Source organism: Actinacidiphila alni (assembly GCF_900112845.1).
Taxonomy (GTDB): Bacteria; Actinomycetota; Actinomycetes; order Streptomycetales; family Streptomycetaceae; genus Actinacidiphila; species Actinacidiphila alni.
Genome location: NZ_FONG01000033.1, coordinates 42147 through 63706 on the forward strand (window position 1 = coordinate 42147; position 21560 = coordinate 63706).

At 67.7% G+C, this 21560-nt stretch carries 20 protein-coding genes and 1 pseudogene; 17 read left to right on the top strand and 4 right to left on the bottom strand.

Annotated elements, in window-relative coordinates:
* Positions 1 to 343 precede the first annotated feature (343 nt).
* The 4 genes from BM076_RS33945 to BM076_RS33960 all read left to right on the top strand — a co-directional run bounded on the left by BM076_RS33945 (position 344) and on the right by BM076_RS33960 (position 7064).
* Positions 344 to 1996 carry a serine/threonine-protein kinase gene (locus BM076_RS33945; protein WP_093717627.1) on the top strand — a complete coding sequence of 551 codons (1653 nt, stop codon included), beginning with the start codon at positions 344 to 346 and terminating at the stop codon, positions 1994 to 1996.
* A 704-nt stretch (positions 1997 to 2700) separates the two neighbouring features.
* Entirely contained in the window at positions 2701 to 4941 is a 2241-nt protein-coding gene (locus BM076_RS33950; RefSeq protein ID WP_093717628.1) for a protein kinase domain-containing protein, read from the top strand.
* Between the two features lie 110 nt (positions 4942 to 5051).
* A complete protein-coding gene (gene prfB / locus BM076_RS33955) occupies positions 5052 to 6170 on the top strand; it encodes a peptide chain release factor 2 (protein ID WP_093717629.1) in 1119 nt (372 codons plus the stop codon).
* A gap of 246 nt (positions 6171 to 6416) precedes the next feature.
* Entirely contained in the window at positions 6417 to 7064 is a 648-nt protein-coding gene (locus BM076_RS33960; protein WP_093717630.1) for a hypothetical protein, read from the top strand.
* Between the two features lie 188 nt (positions 7065 to 7252).
* On the opposite strand, the gene BM076_RS33965 is transcribed toward BM076_RS33960, so the two are convergent.
* The gene (locus BM076_RS33965) at positions 7253 to 7444 is read right to left on the bottom strand and encodes a hypothetical protein (protein WP_093717631.1); all 192 of its coding nucleotides are present in this window, start codon (positions 7442 to 7444) and stop codon (positions 7253 to 7255) included.
* 305 nt (positions 7445 to 7749) lie between these two features.
* On the opposite strand from BM076_RS33965, the gene ftsE reads away from it, so the two are divergent.
* From ftsE to BM076_RS36310, 9 genes and pseudogenes are all read left to right on the top strand, one after another.
* Complete coding sequence (gene ftsE / locus BM076_RS33970; protein ID WP_093717632.1) at positions 7750 to 8439, top strand: cell division ATP-binding protein FtsE; 690 nt, start codon at positions 7750 to 7752, stop codon at positions 8437 to 8439.
* Between the two features lie 45 nt (positions 8440 to 8484).
* A complete protein-coding gene (gene ftsX, locus BM076_RS33975; RefSeq protein ID WP_093717633.1) occupies positions 8485 to 9402 on the top strand; it encodes a permease-like cell division protein FtsX in 918 nt (305 codons plus the stop codon).
* 101 nt (positions 9403 to 9503) lie between these two features.
* Complete coding sequence (locus tag BM076_RS33980; RefSeq protein ID WP_093717634.1) at positions 9504 to 10793, top strand: S41 family peptidase; 1290 nt, start codon at positions 9504 to 9506, stop codon at positions 10791 to 10793.
* Positions 10794 to 10974: 181 nt separating this feature from the next.
* Entirely contained in the window at positions 10975 to 11454 is a 480-nt protein-coding gene (gene smpB, locus BM076_RS33985) for an SsrA-binding protein SmpB (RefSeq protein WP_093717635.1), read from the top strand.
* 82 nt (positions 11455 to 11536) lie between these two features.
* Complete coding sequence (locus BM076_RS33990) at positions 11537 to 11848, top strand: hypothetical protein (protein ID WP_143120714.1); 312 nt, start codon at positions 11537 to 11539, stop codon at positions 11846 to 11848.
* Between the two features lie 108 nt (positions 11849 to 11956).
* Positions 11957 to 12190, top strand: a complete 234-nt coding sequence (locus BM076_RS38100) for a DNA cytosine methyltransferase (RefSeq protein ID WP_218160143.1) — start codon at positions 11957 to 11959, stop codon at positions 12188 to 12190.
* A pseudogene (locus BM076_RS38410) lies at positions 12174 to 12359 on the top strand (DNA cytosine methyltransferase); the annotation flags it as partial. The gene BM076_RS38100 and the pseudogene BM076_RS38410, both read left to right, overlap by 17 nt.
* Before the next feature lie 579 nt (positions 12360 to 12938).
* Positions 12939 to 13079, top strand: a complete 141-nt coding sequence (locus BM076_RS37835; protein WP_245796644.1) for a hypothetical protein — start codon at positions 12939 to 12941, stop codon at positions 13077 to 13079.
* 311 nt (positions 13080 to 13390) lie between these two features.
* Positions 13391 to 14284, top strand: a complete 894-nt coding sequence (locus BM076_RS36310; RefSeq protein WP_143120715.1) for a hypothetical protein — start codon at positions 13391 to 13393, stop codon at positions 14282 to 14284.
* Between the two features lie 90 nt (positions 14285 to 14374).
* Here the strand turns inward: BM076_RS36310 and BM076_RS34000 are convergent, their stop codons facing one another.
* Complete coding sequence (locus BM076_RS34000; RefSeq protein WP_093717637.1) at positions 14375 to 15472, bottom strand: hypothetical protein; 1098 nt, start codon at positions 15470 to 15472, stop codon at positions 14375 to 14377.
* A gap of 226 nt (positions 15473 to 15698) precedes the next feature.
* Positions 15699 to 16895 carry a hypothetical protein gene (locus BM076_RS34005; RefSeq protein WP_093717638.1) on the bottom strand — a complete coding sequence of 399 codons (1197 nt, stop codon included), beginning with the start codon at positions 16893 to 16895 and terminating at the stop codon, positions 15699 to 15701.
* A 613-nt stretch (positions 16896 to 17508) separates the two neighbouring features.
* On the opposite strand from BM076_RS34005, the gene BM076_RS34010 reads away from it, so the two are divergent.
* The gene (locus tag BM076_RS34010; protein ID WP_093717639.1) at positions 17509 to 18321 is read left to right on the top strand and encodes an alpha/beta hydrolase; all 813 of its coding nucleotides are present in this window, start codon (positions 17509 to 17511) and stop codon (positions 18319 to 18321) included.
* On the opposite strand, the gene BM076_RS34015 is transcribed toward BM076_RS34010, so the two are convergent.
* The gene (locus tag BM076_RS34015) at positions 18318 to 19937 is read right to left on the bottom strand and encodes a helix-turn-helix domain-containing protein (RefSeq protein ID WP_245796639.1); all 1620 of its coding nucleotides are present in this window, start codon (positions 19935 to 19937) and stop codon (positions 18318 to 18320) included. The genes BM076_RS34010 and BM076_RS34015 overlap by 4 nt on opposite strands.
* Before the next feature lie 181 nt (positions 19938 to 20118).
* Here BM076_RS34015 and BM076_RS34020 point away from each other — a divergent pair, with 181 nt between their 5' ends.
* The 3 genes from BM076_RS34020 to BM076_RS34030 form a co-directional block, all read left to right on the top strand.
* Positions 20119 to 20523 carry a hypothetical protein gene (locus tag BM076_RS34020; RefSeq protein WP_143120716.1) on the top strand — a complete coding sequence of 135 codons (405 nt, stop codon included), beginning with the start codon at positions 20119 to 20121 and terminating at the stop codon, positions 20521 to 20523.
* On the top strand, positions 20513 to 20920 hold the full coding sequence (locus BM076_RS34025) for an ATP-binding protein (RefSeq protein WP_093717642.1): 408 nt from the start codon (positions 20513 to 20515) through the stop codon (positions 20918 to 20920). Before BM076_RS34020 ends, BM076_RS34025 begins: the two co-directional genes overlap by 11 nt.
* A 343-nt stretch (positions 20921 to 21263) precedes the next feature.
* A partial coding sequence (locus tag BM076_RS34030; RefSeq protein ID WP_245796643.1) for a transposase occupies positions 21264 to 21560 on the top strand: 297 nt, incomplete at its 3' end.

Consider the following 21560-nt stretch of genomic DNA (forward strand, 5'->3'; position numbering starts at 1 on the left):
CGTTCGGGAGCCCGCCCCAGCGGCCGGACGCAACCAACCGCCCCGGATACGCGTCCTACCTCGGACGACACCGGTAGGACACCAGTACGGGACGGGGGCGGCGCCGGTGCGGGGCCGGCCCCGGCACCGGGCCGGGAAGCGGAACCGGCGCCGTACGGGACCGGGGGCGGCACCGGAACGCCGGCCGATGTCGGCCGATTCCCGCGGCGCCGCCCGGACGCGGGCCCGCCCGGCGGCACTACGCTTGCCGGAATCAGGGCGGCCCCGCCGTGAGCAGCGCCGCGAGCGAGCCGGCACCGCACAGCGGCAGGGCACGGGGACTACGGAGCAGGGAGCGCATGACGTGCGGCCGGTAGGCAGCAAGTATCTCCTGGAGGAGCCGCTCGGACGCGGCGCCACGGGCACCGTCTGGCGCGGCCAGGTGCGCGACGAGCAGGGCACCGCCGTCGCCGTCAAGGTGCTCAAGGAAGAGCTGGCGAGCGACCCGGACGTGGTGATGCGCTTCCTGCGCGAGCGCTCGGTGCTGGTCCGGCTGCGCCACCCGCACATCGTCCGGGTCCGCGACCTGGTGGTCGAGGGCGATCTGCTCGCCCTGGTGATGGATCTCATCGACGGCCCCGACCTGCACCGCTATCTGCGCGAGAACGGTCCCTTCTCGCCGGTCGGCGCCGCGCTGCTCACCGCGGCCGTCGCCGACGCGCTCGCCGCCAGCCACGCCGACGGGGTCGTGCACCGCGACCTGAAGCCCGCCAATGTGCTGCTCGCCACCGTCACCGGCGAGGACGGCAGCCAGCAGATGCACCCGATGCTCACCGACTTCGGCATCGCGCGGCTCGCCGACTCCCCGGGGCTGACCCGGACGCACGAATTCGTCGGCACGCCCGCCTACATCGCGCCGGAGTCCGCGCAGGGCCGCCCGCAGACCTCCGCGGTCGACGTGTACGGCGCGGGCATCCTGTTGTACGAACTGGTCAGCGGGCGCCCGCCGTTCCGCGGCGACAGCGCGATCGAGGTGCTCCAGGCGCATCTGAACCAGGAGCCGCGCCGCCCGAGCACGGTGCCGGAACCGCTGTGGACGGTCATCGAGCGCTGCCTGCGCAAGGAGCCGGGGCAGCGCCCCAGCGCCGAGAATCTGGCCCGCGCGCTGCGCGTGGTGGCCGCCGGGATCGGGGTGCACGCCTCGCCCGCGCAGGCGGAGGCGGCCTTCGGCGTCGGCGGGATGCTGGCGCCGGACGCGACGCCGACGCTGGTGCCGGGCACCGACAAGGGTGACGGCGCGGGCTCCGACGCCGATCTCACGCAGGTGCTGCCGTCCGGCCGGGGCCCGGCGCCTTCCGCGTACGACCCGAACGCGGCGACCACACAGCTGCCTTCCGGCCCGGACGGGCCCCGGGGCGGTGACGGCGACGGCACCCGGGTGCTGCCGCCCGTGCCGGACGAGCCGCAGGGGCCGCCGCAGCCGCAGGGCCCGCACCCGTGGGAGTCGCAGCTCAGCGCCGCCCGGCACCGCAACGAGCAGACGGAGCTGCGGTATCTGTCGCCGGAGCAGGACCCGTTGCGGCACGCGCCGCGCCGCCGTCCGCCGCAGGCCCAGCCGCCGCAGCAGCAGCCGTACCAGCAGGGCGGCCAGGGCCAGGGATACGCGCCGCCCCAGCGCCCCCAGCCGCGCCCGCAGCAGCAACAGCCGCGCCACCAGCAGCCGCAGCCGCAGCCGCAGCGGTACGAGCCGCAGCGCCCGCCCGCGCCCGCGCCCGCCCCCTCCCGCGAGCCCCGCCGCCGCGGCGCCAACCCGATGAAGATCCCGGGCCTCGGCTGCCTCAAGGGCTGCCTGATGGTGATCCTGGTGCTCGTCGTGATCTTCGTCGTGGTCTGGTACACCACCCCCCTCCCCGACTGGGTCAACAGCACCCAGAACCTCTGGGACGCGACCAAGGACTGGGTCAGCACGGCCTACGACAAGATCTCCTCGATCACCGACGACTCCGGCGGCAACTGACCCCCTCCGGGGTGGAGCCGCCACACCTCCCCGCCCCCAACGCGCGGCCCGTACGCCTCTGCCGCCCCGCGCCGCCGGCGCCCGGCCCGCGGCCTCCGCGGCGGCGTCCCGCAGCCGCACTTGCCGCGGGGCCGGGCGCCCGAGACCGTGCCCTGCGGGGCCCGTGCGCGCCTGCACCGGTGCTCAGCCGCACCCATCCCCGCCGTAGTGCCTTGCCGGGCCCGTGCGCGCCCTGCGGCCGGCGCCCGCAACGACACTTGTCACGGCGCGCACCGTGGCCGCCGCCGCATTCGCTTCGGCGGCCGCCCGCTTCCGCCTGCACTCGCCTGCGGCGCTCGCCGCTACTCGCCGAAGGCACCCGCCCCGCCGCGCAGCGGCGCTCGCAACCGCCACCGCATCCGCCCTGCCGTGGCGCCGCCCCGCCCCCCGCCGTGCCGCCGCGCGGCACCCGCCCCGCCCCGCGGTGCTCGGACGCAACCGCGCCCGCCCCGCCGCGCAGCGGCGACCCCGCTTCCCGCCGCGGCGGGGGCCCGCCGGCCATCGCTATGCCACCCGCAGGGGGCGGCTCTGGAGATAAGTCGACTTCCAGAGGGTGATTTCTCCGGCGGAACCCGTCGTGACCGCTCTGGTGTACCCCGAACGGCCCCTGATCCGCGTAGCTTTGTCGCCAACACGACGGACCGTCGGAGGAGTCGGAGCAAGCCTTGGCCAGGAAGATCGGCAGCCGCTACACCGCCCACCAGGTGCTCGGGCGGGGATCCGCGGGCACCGTGTGGCTCGGCGAGGGGCCCGACGGCCCGGTCGCCATCAAGCTGCTGCGCGAGGATCTCGCCTCCGACCAGGATCTGGTGGGCCGCTTCGTCCAGGAGCGCACCGCGCTCCTCTCGCTCGACCACCCGCACATCGTGGGCATCCGCGACCTGGTCGTGGACGGCTCCGACCTCGCCCTGGTGATGGATCTGGTGCGCGGCACCGATCTGCGCTCCCGGCTCGAACGCGAACGGCGGCTGGTCCCCGAGGCGGCCGTCGCCATCGCCGCGGACGTCGCCGACGGCCTGGCCGCCGCGCACGCCGCGGGCGTCGTGCACCGCGACGTCAAGCCGGAGAACGTCCTGCTGGACTCCGCCGTCGCCACCGGCCCCGGCGGCGCCCCGCCCGCGCTGCTCACCGACTTCGGCATCGCCCGGCTGGTCGACACCCCGCGCCGCACCCGCGCCACCCGGATCATCGGCACCCCCGACTACCTGGCGCCCGAGATCATCGAGGGCCTGCCGCCGCGCGCCTCCGTCGACATCTACGCGCTGGCCACGGTGCTCTACGAACTCCTCGCCGGATTCACACCGTTCGGCGGCGGCCACCCCGGCGCGGTCCTGCGCCGCCACGTCACCGAGACCGTCGCGCCGCTGCCCGAACTGCCCGAACCCCTGTGGCAGATCCTCGCCGCGTGCCTGGCCAAGGCGCCCGCCTCCCGGCTGACCGCGGGCGAACTGGCCGGCCGGCTGCGCGACCTGCTGCCCGGTCTCGCGGGCCTGCCCGCCCTCGACATCGCCGCCCCCGGCGCCGACGACGGCCCCGCCGAGGACCCGGACGGCTACGACGACGGCTTCGCGGACCTGCCGCCGCTCGCTGCCGAGCCGGGCGCCGGATCGGCCGGCCGCCCGCGCGGCGCCGTCCCGCTGGTCCGCGGCACCGCCCCGGACTCCAGCCGCGACACCCACACCAGCATCAAGCTGCCGACCGCCGAGGAACTGGCCGGCTTCGGCGCCGCCTCCCGCGCAGGGAAGGCCGGCGCCAGGACGGGCAAGGGCACCCGCGCCTCCGACCCCGGCCGCCCGGCCAGCCCCCGGCACCGCGCCGTCTCCGACGCCGTACGGCAGCGCCGGATCAAGGTCGCCGCCGCGGCGGCCGCCGCCCTGGCCGTCGCCGGCATCGGCGGCTGGGGCATCGCCGCCGCGGGCTCCGGCTCCGACCACGGCTCCGGCGGCGCCTCCCGCGACGACGTGCCGCCCACCCCGACGCCGACCGCCACCCGTACCACCCCGACCGCCCCCACCGCGGGCGCCGCCTCCCCGCAGGGCCGCACCGGCGCGGCCGTCACGCTCCCCCAGTGGTCGTCGTTCACCGACGCCCCGGCCGCCGGGGTCAAGTTGCTCGGCGGCCCCCGCGCGCTGACCATGAACGGCGCCACGTACGTCTTCGCCCGCGGCGCCGACAAGAACGTCTGGTACGTGGTCCGGGACGGCTCCGGCTACGGCCCGTGGCACCGGCTCACCGGAATAAGCGTCGCCGACGACCCGGCGGTGGCCTCCGCGCACGCCGGGCGGATCGAGCTGTTCGGCCTCGGCACCGACGGACTGCTCTACCGCCGCACCCTGTCCGACGGCTACTGGAACGCCTGGTCGCAGGTGGACGAGCGGACCCGCTTCGACGCGGCGCCGGCCGCCGCGTCCTCCGAGCCCGGCCGGATCGACCTGGTCGGGCGGGTCGGCGGCGACCTGGTGACCGCCTCCCTGGTCGGCGACCGCTGGAACGCCTGGGCGCTGGTGCCGACCGCCGGCCGGATCACCGCCGCCCCCGCGCTGATCTCCCGGGCACGCGGCACCCTGGACGCCTTCGTGGTCCGCAAGGCCGACGGCGCGGTGCTGCGGCTGCCGTACTCCGGCGGCGCCTGGCGGCCGGTCGTGGTGATCAAGGGCCTGGACAGCACCGCCCGCCCCGACGCGGTGGCCGCCTCGGGCCGGCTGTTCGCCTTCGCGCCCGGTACGCAGGCCGCCGCCCCGCTGGACGGCGACTGGACCGTCGCCGCCCTCAGCGCCGCCCTCAGCGGGCCCTCCCACGTGCCCGCCGACGCCGCCGTCGGCACCGTCGCCTCCTCCGACCACACCCTGGAGCTGTACTCCCGCACGGCGACCGGCACCCTCACCCGTACCACCGCCCACATCTGACCCGTCCCGTGTCCCGGGTCACGCGCCCGGCGCCGGGCCGGCGGCCCGGTTGTCCACAGCCCGGCTCCCGGCCGGGCCGGGACCGCCCGACCAGCCGGTAGTCTGGGGACGTGGCGATCGTCGATGTTTCCGAAGAGCTGAAGTCCCTGTCCTCGACCATGGGGTCGATCGAAGCCGTCCTCGACCTGGACCGGATGCGGGCCGACATCGCCGCGCTGGAGGAGCAGGCCGCCGTGCCGTCCCTGTGGGACGACCCGGAGAGCGCGCAGAAGATCACCAGCCGGCTGTCGCACCTCCAGGCGGAGCTGCGCAAGGCCGAGGGGCTGCGCGGCCGGATCGACGACCTGTCGGTGCTGTTCGAGCTGGCCGAGGACGAGGGCGACGCCGACGCGCGGGCCGAGGCCGAGGCCGAGCTGGAGTCGGTGCGCAAGGCGCTGGACGAGATGGAGGTCCGCACCCTGCTGTCCGGCGAGTACGACGCCCGCGAGGCGCTGGTCAACATCCGCGCCGAGGCGGGCGGGGTGGACGCCGCCGACTTCGCCGAGCAGCTCCAGCGGATGTATCTGCGCTGGGCCGAGCGGCACGGCTATCCGACGGAGGTCTACGAGACCTCGTACGCGGAGGAGGCCGGCATCAAGTCGACCACCTTCACCGTCAAGGCGCCGTACGCGTACGGCACCCTCTCCGTCGAGCAGGGCACCCACCGCATGGTGCGGATCTCGCCCTTCGACAACCAGGGCCGCCGCCAGACGTCCTTCGCGGGCGTCGAGGTGCTGCCGGTTGTGGAGCAGTCCGACCACGTCGAGATCGACGAGTCGGAGCTGCGGATCGACGTCTACCGGGCCTCGGGCCCCGGCGGCCAGGGCGTCAACACCACCGACTCCGCGGTCCGGATCACCCACATCCCGACCGGCATCGTCGTCTCCTGCCAGAACGAGCGCTCGCAGATCCAGAACAAGGCGAGTGCCATGAACGTCCTGCAGGCCAAGCTGCTGGAGCGCCGCCGCCAGGAGGAGCAGGCGCTCATGGACTCGCTCGGCAAGAGCGACGGCGGCAACTCCTGGGGCAACCAGATGCGTTCGTACGTCCTGCACCCGTACCAGATGGTCAAGGACCTGCGCACCGACCACGAGGTCGGCAATCCGCAGGGCGTGCTGGACGGCGACATCGACGGCTTCATCGAGGCGGGCATCCGCTGGCGCAAGTCCCGCGAAAAGGGCGACGAGTAAAGACCGTTCGGCGGCGCCGGGGTCCGGTCGGCCCCGACGTGTCACAGACGTGTGCTGAACTGCCCGGCAAGACGGGGCAGTTGGGGTATTTCGCGCGTAATGACCTTGACGCTCCCGGTGAATGCCACAAGGGTGATGTCCGGCATGCGCGCGAACGCGGCGTGACGCACCATTCCGTGTGACGACGGAATCGCGGGGGTCGTGGGGTCGCGTGCCCGGAGCCGACGTCGACCGGGGGTACGGGAAATGACCAAGCAGAGCACACGTGTACGCGTCACGCGCGCGGCGGCGATCGCGGTGATCGCGGCGGGCGCGTCCATGACGGTGGCGGGCGTCGCGCAGGCGGCGAGCGACGCTCGGACCCCGTCGGCCCAGGCCGTGGTGGACCCGACCACGGGCACACCTACCGACGACGAGACCACGCCGACCGACGACCCGACGACTCCCACGGATGAGCCGACGACGCCGACGGACGAGCCCACGACCCCCACCGACGAGCCGACCACGCCGACGGACGAGCCCACGACTCCCACCGACGAGCCGACCACGCCGACCGGCGAACCCACCACACCGCCGCCCACCACCGGCAATTCGATCGCGGGTGTCACCGGCGGCAATGACGACGGCGGCGCGACCGGTACGCCGACCGCCTCGGTCAGCCCGAGCGCGACCGGCAACGGCAACACCTGCACCCTGACCGGGGACAGCGTGGACTGCGGCAACAACAACACGGGTACCGACAGCACTCAGCAGGTGCCGCAGGGGCAGACCACCCAGCAGCTCGCCGAGACCGGCTCGGACGGCACCGCGTATCTGCTGATCGGCTCCGCGACCCTCGTCGCGGGCGGTATCGGATTCACCATGGCGCCGCGGCTGCGCGAGCGCCGCAGGTAAGCCGGAGGCAAGGGGTAACCGGAAGGCCGGCGGATCGCGGGCGATCCCACCGCGAATACGCGGGCCGCGGGCAAACCCACCGCGGCCGAATGTGACGTAAATCTCAGTCGGACGTATGTCCCGGCCGGCCGGAAGGCCGTCCGGGGCGCCGGGTACGGGACCGGGCGCCGAGGCGGCGCGCGTACGGATCAGGCGGTCGCGTGCTCCACGACGAGCACCACCGCGAGCAGCGCCACGAGCAGGGCTATCAGCGCCGCGGGGGAGACGTTCGACCAGGGATTCTCCCGCTCCAGGCGGGCACGGTTCGCCCGGCAGACGGGGCACCGCCCCTCACTCACCGGTCCCGCGCAGTTGGCGCACACCAGCCGGTCGCATGTCATGCGATCTCCTCCTCGTCCGGTGAACGTCCCGGGGGAGCGAAGTGTTCCTCAGTTCCTCTGGGTGTTCCTCAGTCCACTGTGCCAGCTTCCGCGCGATTCGGCGCGGCCCCGCGGACGCCGCGGGCGCACCGGCCGGCACCAGTCGGCACCGCTCCGGTACGTAAGGGGCCAATGACGGAATTGTCCGTGTGTGCCCCTGTGGGCAAGCCCACCAACCCTCACCGGCGACTGCGCACCGCTCGCCGGTTCGCGTAGTGTCGCCCCCACATTCCCTGTCCACCCGTCCCCGCAACCCTGGTGCGAACGTGATCCGATTCGACAGCGTCACCAAGACCTACCCCAAGCAGAACCGTCCTGCACTTCGGGACGTCTCGCTGGAGATCGAGAAGGGGGAGTTCGTCTTCCTGGTGGGCTCGTCCGGCTCAGGAAAGTCGACCTTCCTGCGGTTGATCCTGCGCGAGGAGCGTACGGACACGGGTGTGGTGCACGTGCTCGGCAAGGACCTCAACCGGCTGTCGAACTGGAAGGTGCCGCAGATGCGGCGCCAGCTCGGCACCGTCTTCCAGGACTTCCGGCTGCTGCCCAACAAGACGGTCGCGGAGAATGTGGCGTTCGCGCTCGAAGTGATCGGCAAGGCCCGCGGCACGATCCGCAAGACCGTGCCCGAGGTCCTCGACCTGGTCGGCCTGGCCGGCAAGGAGGACCGGATGCCGGGCGAACTCTCCGGTGGTGAGCAGCAGCGCGTCGCCATCGCCCGGGCGTTCGTCAACCGGCCCATGCTGCTGATCGCGGACGAGCCGACCGGAAACCTCGACCCGCAGACCTCCGTCGGCATCATGCGGCTGCTGGACCGGATCAACCGGACCGGCACCACCGTGGTGATGGCGACCCACGACCAGAACATCGTCGACCAGATGCGCAAGCGCGTCATCGAGTTGGAGAAGGGGCGGCTGGTGCGCGACCAGTCGCGCGGTGTCTACGGCTACCAGCACTGAACCACGCCGTAGCCCACCACCTCCTCGAAAGGACAACCAGACACCATGCGCGCCCAGTTCGTCCTGTCGGAGATCGGCGTAGGACTCCGCCGCAACCTCACCATGACCTTCGCGGTCGTCATCTCCGTCGCGCTCTCGCTCGCCCTCGCCGGTGGCGCCCTGCTGGCCAACAAGCAGGTCGACTCGATGAAGGGCTACTGGTACGACAAGGTCCAGGTCACCATCTACATGTGCAACAAGGGCGACGCCAAGAGCACGCCCAGTTGCGCCAAGGGTGCGGTCACCGACGACCAGAAGGCCCAGATCAAGACCGACCTCGAAAAGCTGCCGATCGTCGAGAAGGTCTACTACGAGGACGCCGAGCAGGCGTACAAGCACTACCAGGAGCAGTTCAAGAGCAGCCCGCTGGCCTCCACGATCACCCCGGACCAGATGCAGGAGAACTACCGGGTCAAGCTCAAGGACCCGACGAAGTTCACCGTCGTCGCCAGCGCCTTCCAGGGCCGGCCCGGTGTGCAGTCGGTCGAGGACCAGCGCGCGGTGCTGAAGAACCTCTTCTCCCTGCTGAACGGCATGACACTGGCCGCGTACGTGGTGCTGGCCTTCATGCTCACTGTCGCCATGCTGCTGATCGTCAACACCGTGCGCGTCTCGGCCTTCAGCCGCCGCCGCGAGACCGGCATCATGCGGCTGGTCGGCGCGTCCAGCTTCTACATCCAGATGCCGTTCATCATGGAGGCCGCCTTCGCCGGCCTGGTCGGCGCGGGACTCGCCTGCGGCATGCTGCTGGGCGGCCGGTACTTCATGATCGACTCCGGTCTGAAGCTCCAGGAGAAGATCCCGCTGGTCTCCTTCCTGGGCTGGGACTCGGTGGTCGCGGTGCTGCCGCTGGTGCTGCTGATCGGCATCGTCATGCCGTCGATCGCGGCCTTCATCGCGCTGCGCCGCTATCTGAAGGTCTGACGGCACGGGCGGGGGAGAGCTCCGCCAAGTTGCGGATCATGGCCGGCCGAGGTAGCGGCAACAAACCGTATGTCGCCCGTTTGTGTCCTAGACTTCCGGCCATGTCCGGCCCGCCGCTCTTCGGGACGCCCCGCCGCTTGCGCCGCGGGGCCACCCTGACTTTGGTGTTCGGCACCCTGCTGGCCACCGGGGCGGCGGCCGGCGGCCTGACCGCGCCCGACGCGCGGGCCTCCCGCAACACCACCGGCACCCGGATCGCCGCCGCGCCCGTCGTGGACGGCCGGCAGAGCGACGGCAAGGCGCTCGCCCCCGCCACCACCGGAGCGCCCTCACCGGCCGCCTCCCACGCCGCCGATTCCCACTCCGGATCGCGGACCGAGCCCGACGGCGCCAACGGCGACCACGTCGACACCGGCCGCATCGCCGAGGAGATCCAGGACGGCAAGGTCGGCCCGCAGGCCGCGGCCCGGCTCGTCAGCCGCAGCGGCGACCGCTGGTCGTCCTTCTACACCGCCCGCGAGTACGCGGGCCTCCAGCAGGCGCTCGACGGCAAGTACGTCGGCGTCGGTCTGTCCGTGCGCCGCGTCGACGGCGGCCGGATCCAGATCGCCCGGGTCCAGCCGGGCAGCCCCGCCGCGCTGGCCGGTCTGCGCGACGGCGACCTGCTCGGCACCATCGGACCGGTCAAGGTCACCGGCCTCGCCGTCACCGAGGTCGTCGCGGACCTGCGCGGCGACAACGTACCGGGCAGCGCCGTACGGCTCGGTGTGCAGCGTGCGCAGCGCAGTTGGGCGGTCACGGTGCGTCGCGCCACGCTCGACACCGAGTCGGTCACCGTCACCGCGTCCGCCGACGGGCCCACCGTCATCGCCGTCGACGCCTTCACCGAGGGCGTCGGCGACCAGGTGCGGGACGCGGTCCGCGACGCGCGGCACGGCGTCCTCCTCGACCTGCGCGGCAATTCCGGCGGCCTGGTCACCGAGGCCGTCGCCGTCGCGTCGGTCTTCCTCGACGGCGGCCTCGTCGCCACGTACGACGTGCACGGCGAGCAGCGCGCCCTCTACGCGGCGGACGGCGGCGACACCACCGTCCCGCTGGTCATCCTGGTCGACGGCGGCACGATGAGCGCCGCGGAGATGCTCACCGGCGCCCTCCAGGACCGCGGCCGCGCCCTGGTCATGGGCTCGCGCACCTTCGGCAAGGGCTCCGTCCAGATGCCCAGCGCCCTGCCCGACGGCTCGGTCGCCGAGCTGACCGTCGGCCACTACCGGCTGCCCGACGGCCGCGGTGTCGACGGCCGCGGCATCGACCCGGACGTCGCCGTCCCCGCGGGCCAGGACCCGCTCGCCGAGAGCCACGAGGTATTCGCTGGCCTCGGACCCCCCACCTAGGACCTGCCCGGCGGTCCACAAGCGGCCCCTTCGGCACCTGGCACGCACGCCCGCCGCGTTGCCGAAATGCCCGAATAGCTCCGTTATGCGGACATCCCGGCGCCTTGCGCTCGCACGCACCAGGCACCGCCTGGACCGCTCGTGGACCGCCGGGCAGGTCCAGTGGGACAATGGCCCGGCTATGGCAAAAGAGACGGGTCGCAAACTGATCGCGCAGAACAAGAAGGCGCGGCACGATTACCTCATCCTGGACACCTTCGAGGCCGGCCTCGTGCTGACCGGCACCGAGGTCAAGTCGCTGCGCCTGGGCCGCGCCTCCCTCGTGGACGGCTTCGCCCAGCTCGACGGCGGCGAGGCGTGGCTGCACAACGTCCACATCCCCGAGTACACCCAGGGCACCTGGACCAACCACTCCGCCCGCCGCCGCCGCAAGATGCTGCTGCACCGCTCGGAGATCGACAAGCTGGTGCACAAGACCCAGGAGACCGGTCACACGATCGTCCCGCTCGCCCTGTACTTCAAGGACGGCCGCGCCAAGGTCGAGATCGCCCTGGCCAAGGGCAAGAAGGAGTACGACAAGCGGCAGACCCTGCGCGAGAAGCAGGACCGCCGCGAGTCGGACCGCGCCATGTCGGCGGCCCGCCGCAGGCAGCGGGCCTGACGCCCCCCGGCCTCGGCCTGCCTGGCAGCGGGCAACAAAAAACGGCGCCCTCCCGAAGGAGGGCGCCGTTTTACATGGGGTGGTGGAGCTCCTCACCAGATACTCGAACTCCGAGCTTGTCAACGATCTTCGCCGTACGGAGGAGGCGGTCATGGCCTCGCGCGGTCGTCACGACGGCACTGACGCCAGCACGCTCAACCGGCAAGCTCCCGCACGCCCGGTGAAGCCCAAGCCAAAGAAGAAGCGCAGGCAGCTTACGGATGAAGAAGCCGCACGCTTGGTCGCTGACTGGAACGGCGGTCGCGGGGCCAAACAGAAGGAGCTGGCCACGCGTTATGACATCGCGTTGGCGACGGTGGAGCGGATCATCAAGCGGCACCGTGAGCGGTCCTGAGACCTTGGACGTGCCCTAACAACTTTTAAAAGGAGGCTCTATGAAAAACAACTCAGCAGCGCATCGCTGCGAATCGGCTCACTCTGCACTGGCTACGGCGGCCTCGATATGGCCGTGCAGAGGGTCTTTGGCGGCACCCTGGCGTGGGTGGCGGACAACGACCGCCACGTAGCCACGTTGTTGGCTACGCATCATCCGGGCATACCAAACCTCGGTGACATCAGTGAGATTGACTGGCGCCACGTGAAGCCCATCGACATAATATGTGCGGGCTTCCCGTGCCAAGACATCAGTTTCGCCGGCCGTGGGGCCGGCATTATGCATTATGCAGGGGACGCGTAGTGGCCTCTGGCTCACCATCGCGCGAGGCATTCGCGTACTACGACCCAAGCTCATCGTCCTGGAGAACGTACAAGCCCTCCGCAGCCGCGGACTCGGACGCGTACTTGGCGACTTGGCCGCGCTCGGGTATGACGCACGCTGGACAAGCCTTCGAGCTTCCGATGTCGGCGCCGCTCACCGTAGGGAGCGGGTCTTCATCCTGGCGTACAACGCCGCGGGGCGAGAGTTCATCGACGCTCTTACGGACTCCGAACACCGGCGACATGAAGAGCGCTCAGCCGGCGGCACTGCGCCAGGCGAAGCGCCATCAGGTACGGCTCGGGGATCTGTTCGTAAGTTACCCCCCGAGGGTTCTCTGAACATCAAGCTGTTGCCGACACCACGAGCCCGGGATGCTGCGGGAGCACGGCTCATGCCGAAGAAGACGGGTCTCGCACTCAACGACTTGGTTGTGTCACTGACGACACCCCCATCTGCCGTTGCTGCCAACACCACTCGCCAGCGAGGGGGCCAAGGGCTCACCGTATCAGCGGGGCAGCCGGGGGGACTTGACGCTTACATCAATGATCTTCTCCCTGTGGCGAGCAACGGGTTTCCGGGTGCGGCAGGCGGTGCCAGCTTCAACTGGGGGCAGTACGAGCCCGCCGTTCAGCGCTGGGCCAACACCGTAGGACGGGCTGCGCCGAGTCCTGTGGAACGAGGCACCCACGGCCAACCACGTTTGGCCTCTCGTTTTGTGGAGTGGCTCATGGGCTTGCCTGCCGGCTACGTCACCGACTTCGGCCTGCCACGTACCGGAGAGTTGCGGGCGTTGGGCAACGGAGCTGTGTCACAGCAGGCGGAGGAGGCGTTGCGGGTGCTGGTGCACTCCAAGTGCCCTCCGGCCTGACTTCAGCGTTCCAAATGATGTTGAATAGTCGCCCGTCAGCAGGTCGTAGTGCACTGATCAAATATGGAACGCGTGTCGAGTGGCGGACTCGCGGGTAGTCAGGTGGAATGAGTGCAACCTCTGCATGAGGGTTGTCAGAGATGCGATCTTGTGCGATCATCAGCCCTTTGGGTTAAGATGTGAAAAAGTGGTAAAGTTAACACATGGAGAAGGAGGGGCGTACAATGAACGATGGCGACGGATAAAGTGGATCATGGGCGGTAAGGGTGCGACGGAGATTTAGAAACGAGACCATAGCACTTTGGACCTTCATGAAAAATGCCACCGCGAGGTATACCGGTGGCATTTTTGTTTTGTTTGCGTTAGGAATAGGTGGGGAGTATGCAACGAGCCGCTCTGATTGGGGGGCGACGGGGGAGCTTGTTCGCGGTCTGAGTGAGGCACTCTTAGTGAGTGGCGTTCTCGCCCTGATCGTGGATCCCGTACTTAAGCGCCGCATGCAGGACGAGTCAGGGTGGGGCGCACTGTTTGGCTATCTGAACCCCGATGCTCCGGCAAGTCTACGCGACGCGGTCGGAGAGTTGGCGAAAATATCTCGCTACTCAAAATCATGTAGCTGGACCATTGATTTTTCCTGGTTCGATGAGAGCCGTCAGGTACTCGCCGTCACTTTGGATGTCGTCAACTCAGAAGTGAATCTCGACAAGAATCCGTATCGGCCAACCGGTAAACCGTGGGTTCTTGCTTCTACGCATGGGTTCCAGACGGAGTATTTGCAGTACTCCTTGAGTTGTCCAGGGCATTTTGCGCCGCTCGACGCCGATCGGACAACGCTTTCCCCTGTTGTCGTGACCAACGGAGATGGCTCAATTTACATTGATCTGATCCGGCTGGTTGGAAACCGCACGGTTCCTCCAGGTGCGACTTATGATACCCGCAAGCGTGCTCGTATGTACCGACATGTATCAGGTTACGTTCCGCTTCATCACGGTATATTTATCGAGTCCCTGAATATGAAGTTGAGCGGATCAGCGCTATCTGACTTGGATGTCACCATCTCGCACCCGAAGCAAAAAGGCCGCAGACTGCCCAGTGAATGGAAGCATCGCGGCAAAGAACAAGGAAGCGCGGACAGCAGGAACTTTGGTCGAGCAACACCAGGGCAGTTGACGCTCGTCTCCTGGGGCTTTGCAAGAGATATCTAGCGAGCCGGATCACCCCATGTGCGTTGTCCGCACCGTTCACTTCATAGAACCCCCTTTGCGCCAATGATATCGAGTGTACGTACGGTAGGACTACGCGTGTCTGGCAATGGGCATCTCGCCCTCAAGCACCCACACGAACGCCACGCCACCCTTGGGGAACGTCCAACCGTCGTAAACGATCGAGACGCTCGGCGTCGGATCCGACGCAGACAGCCGTGAGATGCGCGGCTGTCTTGGGCCAGAGAGGTAGTCGAGGACGTTCATGTAGCGGATACCGCAGTTGCCGTACGAAAGCTGCGCCGTGAAATCCTTGGTCGGTTGGGCAAGGTCGAGGTGCAACACGTGGCCGTGTTGCTGGACCAGCGCCCGGTAGGTGTAGGAAATGACGACTTCCTCGCCGGTAGTGGCCTCGTCACCAAGGTTGCAGGTGTAGGACTGGCCGTCCTTACGGGTGCTCCGTCGAGACGGCCGCCGTTTGCCGTTCACCGTGACCTCTACCAGCTCGAAGACCTCGGGAGATGCAGCGGTGAGCCCGTTGATCGGCTGGAAGTACCAGACCTCCGTGCTTGTCCGGTCGCTGGATAGCTCCCGGAAGGCGTCAAGGTCGGAGACGCATGAGAAGCGCAGGACAGGATTGGCGGGGACGAAGCGGTATTCCCACCGGACCGTGGCCACGAACATCGAGCCCTTGCCGTTCTGCCACGGAGCCAGCTCCACGACTACGTGGGCATCACGCCACCGCTCCTTAGCGCCGACCGTCTGTTCTCTGAGGTCGCGGTAGGCATCGGCGGCCAGCTCGCTGTCACCGAGACGGATGGCGAGCGTGTTCTCCACGATGCGGTCGAGTGTCTGTGACGAGGCCACGTTCGTCAGGGCGTCTGGCGCAAACGCGAAGCCGTCCACCACCGCGTCACGGATAGCCGGCGCTTCCTCGGACAACACCCTGCGCAAGCGCTCGTTGGCCCGGGTCTCGGCGTCGGCCTGGTCGATGTACTCGAAGAAGATGGCGATCAGGCCGGTGGTGAACAGTGCTGAGCCGATGTCCGTCACGGGGAGATCGTGCAGCCAGCCAGCCGCGTGGCTGTCCGCCCAATGCGCCAAGACCAAGAGAGCAACACCGACCACCGTCGCGATGGTGGCGAGCAAGGCAAGTTTGGCGCGATAGAGACGGTCAAGCGGGCTCTGCATACAAGATCAATTATAGCAAACATGCAGGTCAGTGCGTGCAGAACAGGTACGACGCGCCCTCAAGTTCATGTGCGACCTCGGAGCGCACCCGGAAGTTGTCGATACTCACAAGCCGGACGCCGCCGCAGCGCTCATTATGGTCGGGGGTCTCCTACAAGCCTGGCGGTAACAGGACGCTGTAAAGCACTGCTGATTTGGGTCTTCCCCCCTGGTGCGAGAGGAAAGCCTACATGACTGGGGGTCGATACTCTCCGCAGCGCACGTTCGACCAACCTCCGAGCACGTGTTGGAGGTGTGAGTAGATGTGCTGGTCGAAGGTGACTCGATCCCTTGGAACTCCCGGATACCCACTCCACTCCTGTAGTTCATCGTCGGTCGCATGATGAACGCAGTAGTTGAACCGATCGTAGAGCGGCGGTTCGTTGAACAGGAACCAGAAGTAGGGGAACGCGACTGGCACGCGCTGCGAGAGGTCGCGTAGTTCGTCGGTGCCAGCCCGACTGATGTACTTCTCGGGTGCACCTTCGATCAGACCGGCCGCCTCGTCAATCAGGCCGGCCGTCAGGTAGCACAGGTAGAGCGAGGCCAGCAGGACGGCGACCTTGGAGTAGTTTTGTCGCATGCCGATGCGCGTGCCCCCATAGTGCACGTTGCTGTTGTCGTGCAGATCACGAGCGGCGTCGTGCGTGGGATGCAGGAATTTCCCGAGGAACGTGTAGTGGGCTTCGATCCGTGCGGCCACGGGAGCATCAATGAGTTCGTTGAGCTTCAAGAACTCCAGCAGCGCATCATATGAAAGATAGAACTTGTAGCTCAGCGCACTCTCGGCGCGGTGCCCCTTGAGTGCCATAATAAGTTCCGGCTCCGGCTCGTAGTACTGGAAGTAGTCCTCATCCTTGAGCCGCATGGTCTCAGGATGAAACTGCTGAAAATGAAAATAGTGAGCCGGGATGATGAAGTCGGGATCATCTTCGCTCTTGTATCCTTCGGTCACATACGCCAGGTGCCGAGCGATCCGCGGCGCCTTCTTAACGTCAATAACAGCAGTCTCGCCGGCCGCACGGAGCGTCGCGTACTTCTCCCGCTCTTCCCGTAAGAAGACCTTGAACTCGGCCTCCGTTAGCTTCGTCATGTCGCGGAGTGTGAATAGCTTCCTACCGCGGCGCATCAGCATGAAGAGCAGGTAGTGCTCAAGCAGTGAGCGCCCGAGCCCCAAGGAATCTGTGACCTTCTGATTCTCGATGAGCAGGAGACAGCTATCCACCGTCTCCATGCGCATGTTGACGAAGTCCAGCATCTCGTCGTATGCGCCGAACTGGATCTCCCCCACGGCGATCTTGGCTCCCCATGCCCCATAGGCAACAAGCATCGCTCGCGTCAGGCTGTTCGCCCTGTCGATCTCAGCATCGATCCCATTGGGCACTTTGGCCTCCCGTGTCGCACAAAGCTCACACTAGAATCTCTTTCTAGCAGCGCCGCGCGAGGCGGGCAAGCGAATTTCGGAGAGGTGCTATGAGCGCGAACCTGGCGGGCGCGGATGGGCGCTTACGGCGCTTTCGAGGGTAGATGCGAACTGACCATAAACCTGCTAAGCTGGAAGCATCCGTTTGCTCAGCTGTATCCACATCCTCTGGTTCGATTCCAGGCATCGTCCAATCAGCTGCCATAGCCTCACTGGAAGCAGCCTCCCTGGCTGACAACATTGTACGTCTCCGCCACGAGAAGCAGGAAGGAAACAAGAACGCCAACGAGGAGCCACGGCTACCTCTACGACGCAGGAAGGGAACGCACCGCAAGGCAAAGAAAAGAGGCAATTACATGAGTAAGGCACTAACGGGCGTAGCGCTGATACTGACGATGCATAGTGGTCTGGATGTGGCTGAAGCTGAGCAAACGGCGAAGAACAACATATAGAGAAGCATGGCAGAAGGCGCCCTGACTCGTAGAGGAGCACGGGCGCTTTCTGTTTTCCCATCACGGTGTCCAACGGTGGGCGGTCTGTTGGGTCATCCGGCAATCCCTCTACGCTTGCGGACATGCCTTCTGACACCGTGACGGTTCGCACGCTCGACGGCCTGCACCTGGCGGCCACGCTCGTAACGCCCTCGGAGACAACGGCCCGAGCCGCGGTGCTCGTGCACGGCGGAGGCGTCACGCGGGAGGAGGGTGGCTTCTTCCGTCGCCTTGCTGACGGCCTGGCGGCGGCCGGCGTGGCGTCGCTCCGGTTCGACTTGCGCGGCCACGGTGAGAGCGAGGGCCGGCAAGAAGAACTGACGCTCGCCACCATCCTCAATGACATCCAGGTAGCGCTGGCCTACACGCGCGAGGCAACCGGCGCCGAGCAGATCACCTTGAACGGTACGAGCTTCACTGGTGGCGTTGCCGCCTACTACGCCGCACACCGACCGCACGAGGTCTCGCGCCTGCTGCTGTTCAATCCGCAGCTCGACTACAAGTGGCGCACCATCGACTCACGGCCGTACTGGGTCAACGACTCCATCACCGAGGAAGCGGCCCACGGGCTCGCCGAACGCGGTTTCATCCAGTTCACGCCGACTCTTGTACATGGCCGCGCCATGCTCAACGAAGCGTTCTGGTTCCCGACGCAAGAAGCGCTCAGTCTCGTCCAGGCACCAACTCTTATCGTGCACGGCACCGCTGACACGCTCGTGCCGTTCGAGTCGTCGCAGAGCGCCGTACAACGCTTCAACGCTCCCGTACAACTCGTGCCCGTGAACGGTTCGCAGCATGGCTTCGCCGTCCATGATGACCCGCAGTACCTCGACCCCAAGAGCCAGGAGTACCAGGCGTTCGTCATCCGCACGGTGGCGGAGTGGCTGACAACCTAGGCGGTCCGCAGTACCTCGCGGAACTCGCGTACCGCTGGCCGGCTGTCCCAGCGGGCGAGGGTTTGCAACGTCTCGCCAAGCACGCGCACCGTACGTTCGGACTTCATGGCACGAGCGACCTTGGCGGAAGCGGCGCCCACTCGCGCCGCTTCGTCAGGCTCACCGCTGAGCGCCAGAGCAGCCGCACGCCGAGCGTTGAAGAAGCCGCCGTCTCGTACAGAGAGCGTTCCTGCCCGCAACGCCTCGTTGAACAGCTCGACAGCCATGCCGGGCCTGCCAGCCTCCGTGAGGCTAACCGCGTTGCGCAGCAGCAACGTGTGCTCGGTGAAGTACGCGCCCAAACCTTGCTGGCTGTCGTCGCCTGCACGCGCGAGCAGGTCTTGAGCAACCCCTAGCTTGTCCTGGACGGCCGTGAGCGGATCACCGACCATCGCCGCACCAAGCGCTTCCTGTTGGGCCACTTCGGCCTGCACGCGAAGCGGCAACCGCCAGCGGCCGTGACCGGCTGCTTGAGCAAGGGTCAGTACTCGGATGGCGTCGCGGTCGTCGTACGCCATCTGCGACTTTTTGAGCAGCACGTAGCCTTGCAGAGCAGGGTCATCGGCCTCCTGCGCCCACTCCATCGCGCGGTCATACCAAAACGTCGCGGTGCTCGGTTGGTGCAGGTCGCGGTACAGCCAACCAGCGAACTCCGCGCCATCTGCCCCGACTGACAGCAGCTCTCGTCGCACACTTGGCTTCACGGCACGGGCATGCTGGTCGATCGCTCCAAGCAGACCGAGCACGACAGGGAGGGTCTTCCGTGGTCCGCGTGCGCCGTCATCCTGCTTTGCGGTGTCGAGCTGGCTGCGGAAGTAGTCCACTACGGGCACGTCAAGGTAGCGGTGCGCATCTTCGAGAGCGGCGGCAACGTGCTGGAGTTCGTCCAGGCCGAGGCCCGGTAGCGCTGCGGCGGCAACGCCACCCTTCAGCAGTGACCGGCGATTGAGTGGGCTCATGGCTTCGGGCTCCGTGGTGTGCGCGGTGTCGCTTGTCTTGCCAGCAGTCACCACCGAGAGATCAAGCAAGCTGCCAAGTCCACTGGCGGCCAGCGCTTGAGCATTTACCGGCACGAGCACTGAGTGACCCTTTACCACGACGGGCAGCAGCGTGCTGCCTCGGGATTCGGGTGCCTCCTCCGGTACCGGCTTCGTGTCACTGGTGACAGCCACCTCTGCCGGCTTGTCGCCTGGCAACTTGAACCACAGTAGGTCTGGCGGCACAGCCAGGCTATGCGCCCAGCTCATAAGCTTGCCGAGGTCTTGCGGTGCAGTGGCGGCGCTCTCAATCCGACTGAGCTGTGCTTGGGCCAACCCCAGCCACCCGGCAAGTGTTTCTTGGGACACAACCCGGCCGTGCCAGGGGTGGACGCGGTAGGCGTAGAAGACGCGGCCCATGTGCCACGAGTCCAACGCCTCACGGAGTTGCACATCCTGCCAGAACGTCGCGGGCACGTCAGGCGGTCGCGTGACGGCCGTGACCTGCTGCCGACGGAGACAGGCGGCGCACAGCGCGCCTCGGTTGTCGCGGGCCAGTCGTGTACCGCAAGAGCAGAACCGAACCTGTTGCTGTGCCATCTCGTACCCCAAGGCCCTGACGCACCCGTGCTGTAAGCCAAGCCTACGGACCGTAGGCGGGCAGTGTCCGGCTGTCTATGCAGCTGACGCATACCTTCGCATGCTGCGCCACCATGACGCCCGGCTCATCCTGCTGTCCACGCTTCATACAGCCCTTTCTCCCAGGTGCAGGAGCGACAGCATGACCGCAGCCGCAGTGCAACCGCATACCCAAGGCGGTCTCACGAGCGCGTTCGCCTACCTCCGCCGTCTCCCCGGCATGGACGACGCAGCCGTGCGGGAAGCGGTCACCGCCGTGACGGCCTTCTCTGTCCGCCAGGGCCTCAGCCTGGCCGGCATCCACTACGAAGAGCGTCCGAGTGAGCGGCTGGACACCTGGATGGAGCTGATCACGAGCTGCCGTTCCGAGGCTGTCTCCAACGTCCTGGTGCTGAGTGCCGACCACTTCCACCACGACCCCATAGTGGCGGCCTACATGTGCGAGGAACTGGCGGAAAAGATTCGGGGCACGGTGTGGCTCGTCACTGAGACCACCACGACGAACCAGACGGCACCGGCCCTTGAGGCAGACGGCCATGACTGTTGAGCGCTACGTCAGTACCCTTGAACTCGACGCCAAAGCCGAGGCGACCCCGTGGGCGCGGCGGCATGTACGCGACGTACTGCGTGCCTGGCAGGTGGCCGACGAGAACATCGACACGACCGAGCTGGCCGTCTGCGAGCTGGTATCCAACGCCGTGCAGCATGTCGCGCCCGAGACGCCTCACGCGCACGTCACGCTGACGCTTCGCCACGACGATTCGCAGCTCATCGCGGAAGTAGCCGACCCGAGCAACCGCCCGCCGGTTGCCAACGCTGCCATGTCCGGCGACGCAGAAGGCGGACGGGGTCTGTTCATCGTGGGTGAGATTTCCAAGGAGTGGGACTACTACCTTCTACCGACCGGCGGCAAAGTCGTCTGGTGCATCATCGGGTTGGCGTGATGACCGTGACGACCTCGAAGCGGAAGCGTCCGCGCACGCTTCACCATGAGCCACGTGCCGTTACCTGGGCACGCACCAAGTCAGGGCTCACCAAGCGGGCACTCGCGCAAGCCGTCGGTGTCTCCGAGTAGTTGATGAACGAGATCGAATCGGGGTGGCGAAGCGCGACACCGACCAACCTACAGAGGATTGCCGACGTGCTGAACTGCCCGGTGGTGTTTTTGGAGCGGAAGCAGAGATAACGCGCTGGGCCAATACATCTAGGGCGTTGACTTATCTGGGCAGCTGCACGGGCGTTCCGCCTAGGGCGTTTCTTTCAGATCATCGGATCGTTGGTCTGGGTGTGTCGTTGACTGATGCGCAGTGGGCGCGGATTGAGCCGTTGCTGCCTGATCGGACGCCTCGGCGGGGTGGGCGGTGGCGGGATCACCGGCAGGTGATCGACGCGATCGCGTTCAAGTACCGCACCGGGACGCCATGGATGGATCTGCCCGAGCACTTCGGATCGTGGAAGGGCGCTCACAACCGGCTGCGGATGTGGGCCGCGGACGGGACCTGGGAGAAGGTCTTCACCGCACTGCTGGCCCAGGCCGATGCCGAAGGCGACCTCGACTGGGTCGTCGCGGTCGACTCCACGATC

Excerpts from the sequence above, each read along its gene's own strand:
- BM076_RS33960 (WP_093717630.1), top strand. The coding sequence starts at position 6,417 with ATGACCAAGCAGAGCACACGTGTACGCGTCACGCGCGCGGCGGCGATC.
- BM076_RS33965 (WP_093717631.1), bottom strand. The coding sequence starts at position 7,444 with ATGACATGCGACCGGCTGGTGTGCGCCAACTGCGCGGGACCGGTGAGT.
- ftsX (WP_093717633.1), top strand. The coding sequence starts at position 8,485 with ATGCGCGCCCAGTTCGTCCTGTCGGAGATCGGCGTAGGACTCCGCCGC.
- BM076_RS33980 (WP_093717634.1), top strand. The coding sequence starts at position 9,504 with ATGTCCGGCCCGCCGCTCTTCGGGACGCCCCGCCGCTTGCGCCGCGGG.
- smpB (WP_093717635.1), top strand. The coding sequence starts at position 10,975 with ATGGCAAAAGAGACGGGTCGCAAACTGATCGCGCAGAACAAGAAGGCG.
- BM076_RS38100 (WP_218160143.1), top strand. The coding sequence starts at position 11,957 with ATGGCCGTGCAGAGGGTCTTTGGCGGCACCCTGGCGTGGGTGGCGGAC.
- BM076_RS37835 (WP_245796644.1), top strand. The coding sequence starts at position 12,939 with ATGGGCTTGCCTGCCGGCTACGTCACCGACTTCGGCCTGCCACGTACC.
- BM076_RS36310 (WP_143120715.1), top strand. The coding sequence starts at position 13,391 with ATGAAAAATGCCACCGCGAGGTATACCGGTGGCATTTTTGTTTTGTTT.
- BM076_RS34000 (WP_093717637.1), bottom strand. The coding sequence starts at position 15,472 with ATGCAGAGCCCGCTTGACCGTCTCTATCGCGCCAAACTTGCCTTGCTC.
- BM076_RS34010 (WP_093717639.1), top strand. The coding sequence starts at position 17,509 with ATGCCTTCTGACACCGTGACGGTTCGCACGCTCGACGGCCTGCACCTG.
- BM076_RS34015 (WP_245796639.1), bottom strand. The coding sequence starts at position 19,937 with ATGGCACAGCAACAGGTTCGGTTCTGCTCTTGCGGTACACGACTGGCC.
- BM076_RS34020 (WP_143120716.1), top strand. The coding sequence starts at position 20,119 with ATGACCGCAGCCGCAGTGCAACCGCATACCCAAGGCGGTCTCACGAGC.
- BM076_RS34025 (WP_093717642.1), top strand. The coding sequence starts at position 20,513 with ATGACTGTTGAGCGCTACGTCAGTACCCTTGAACTCGACGCCAAAGCC.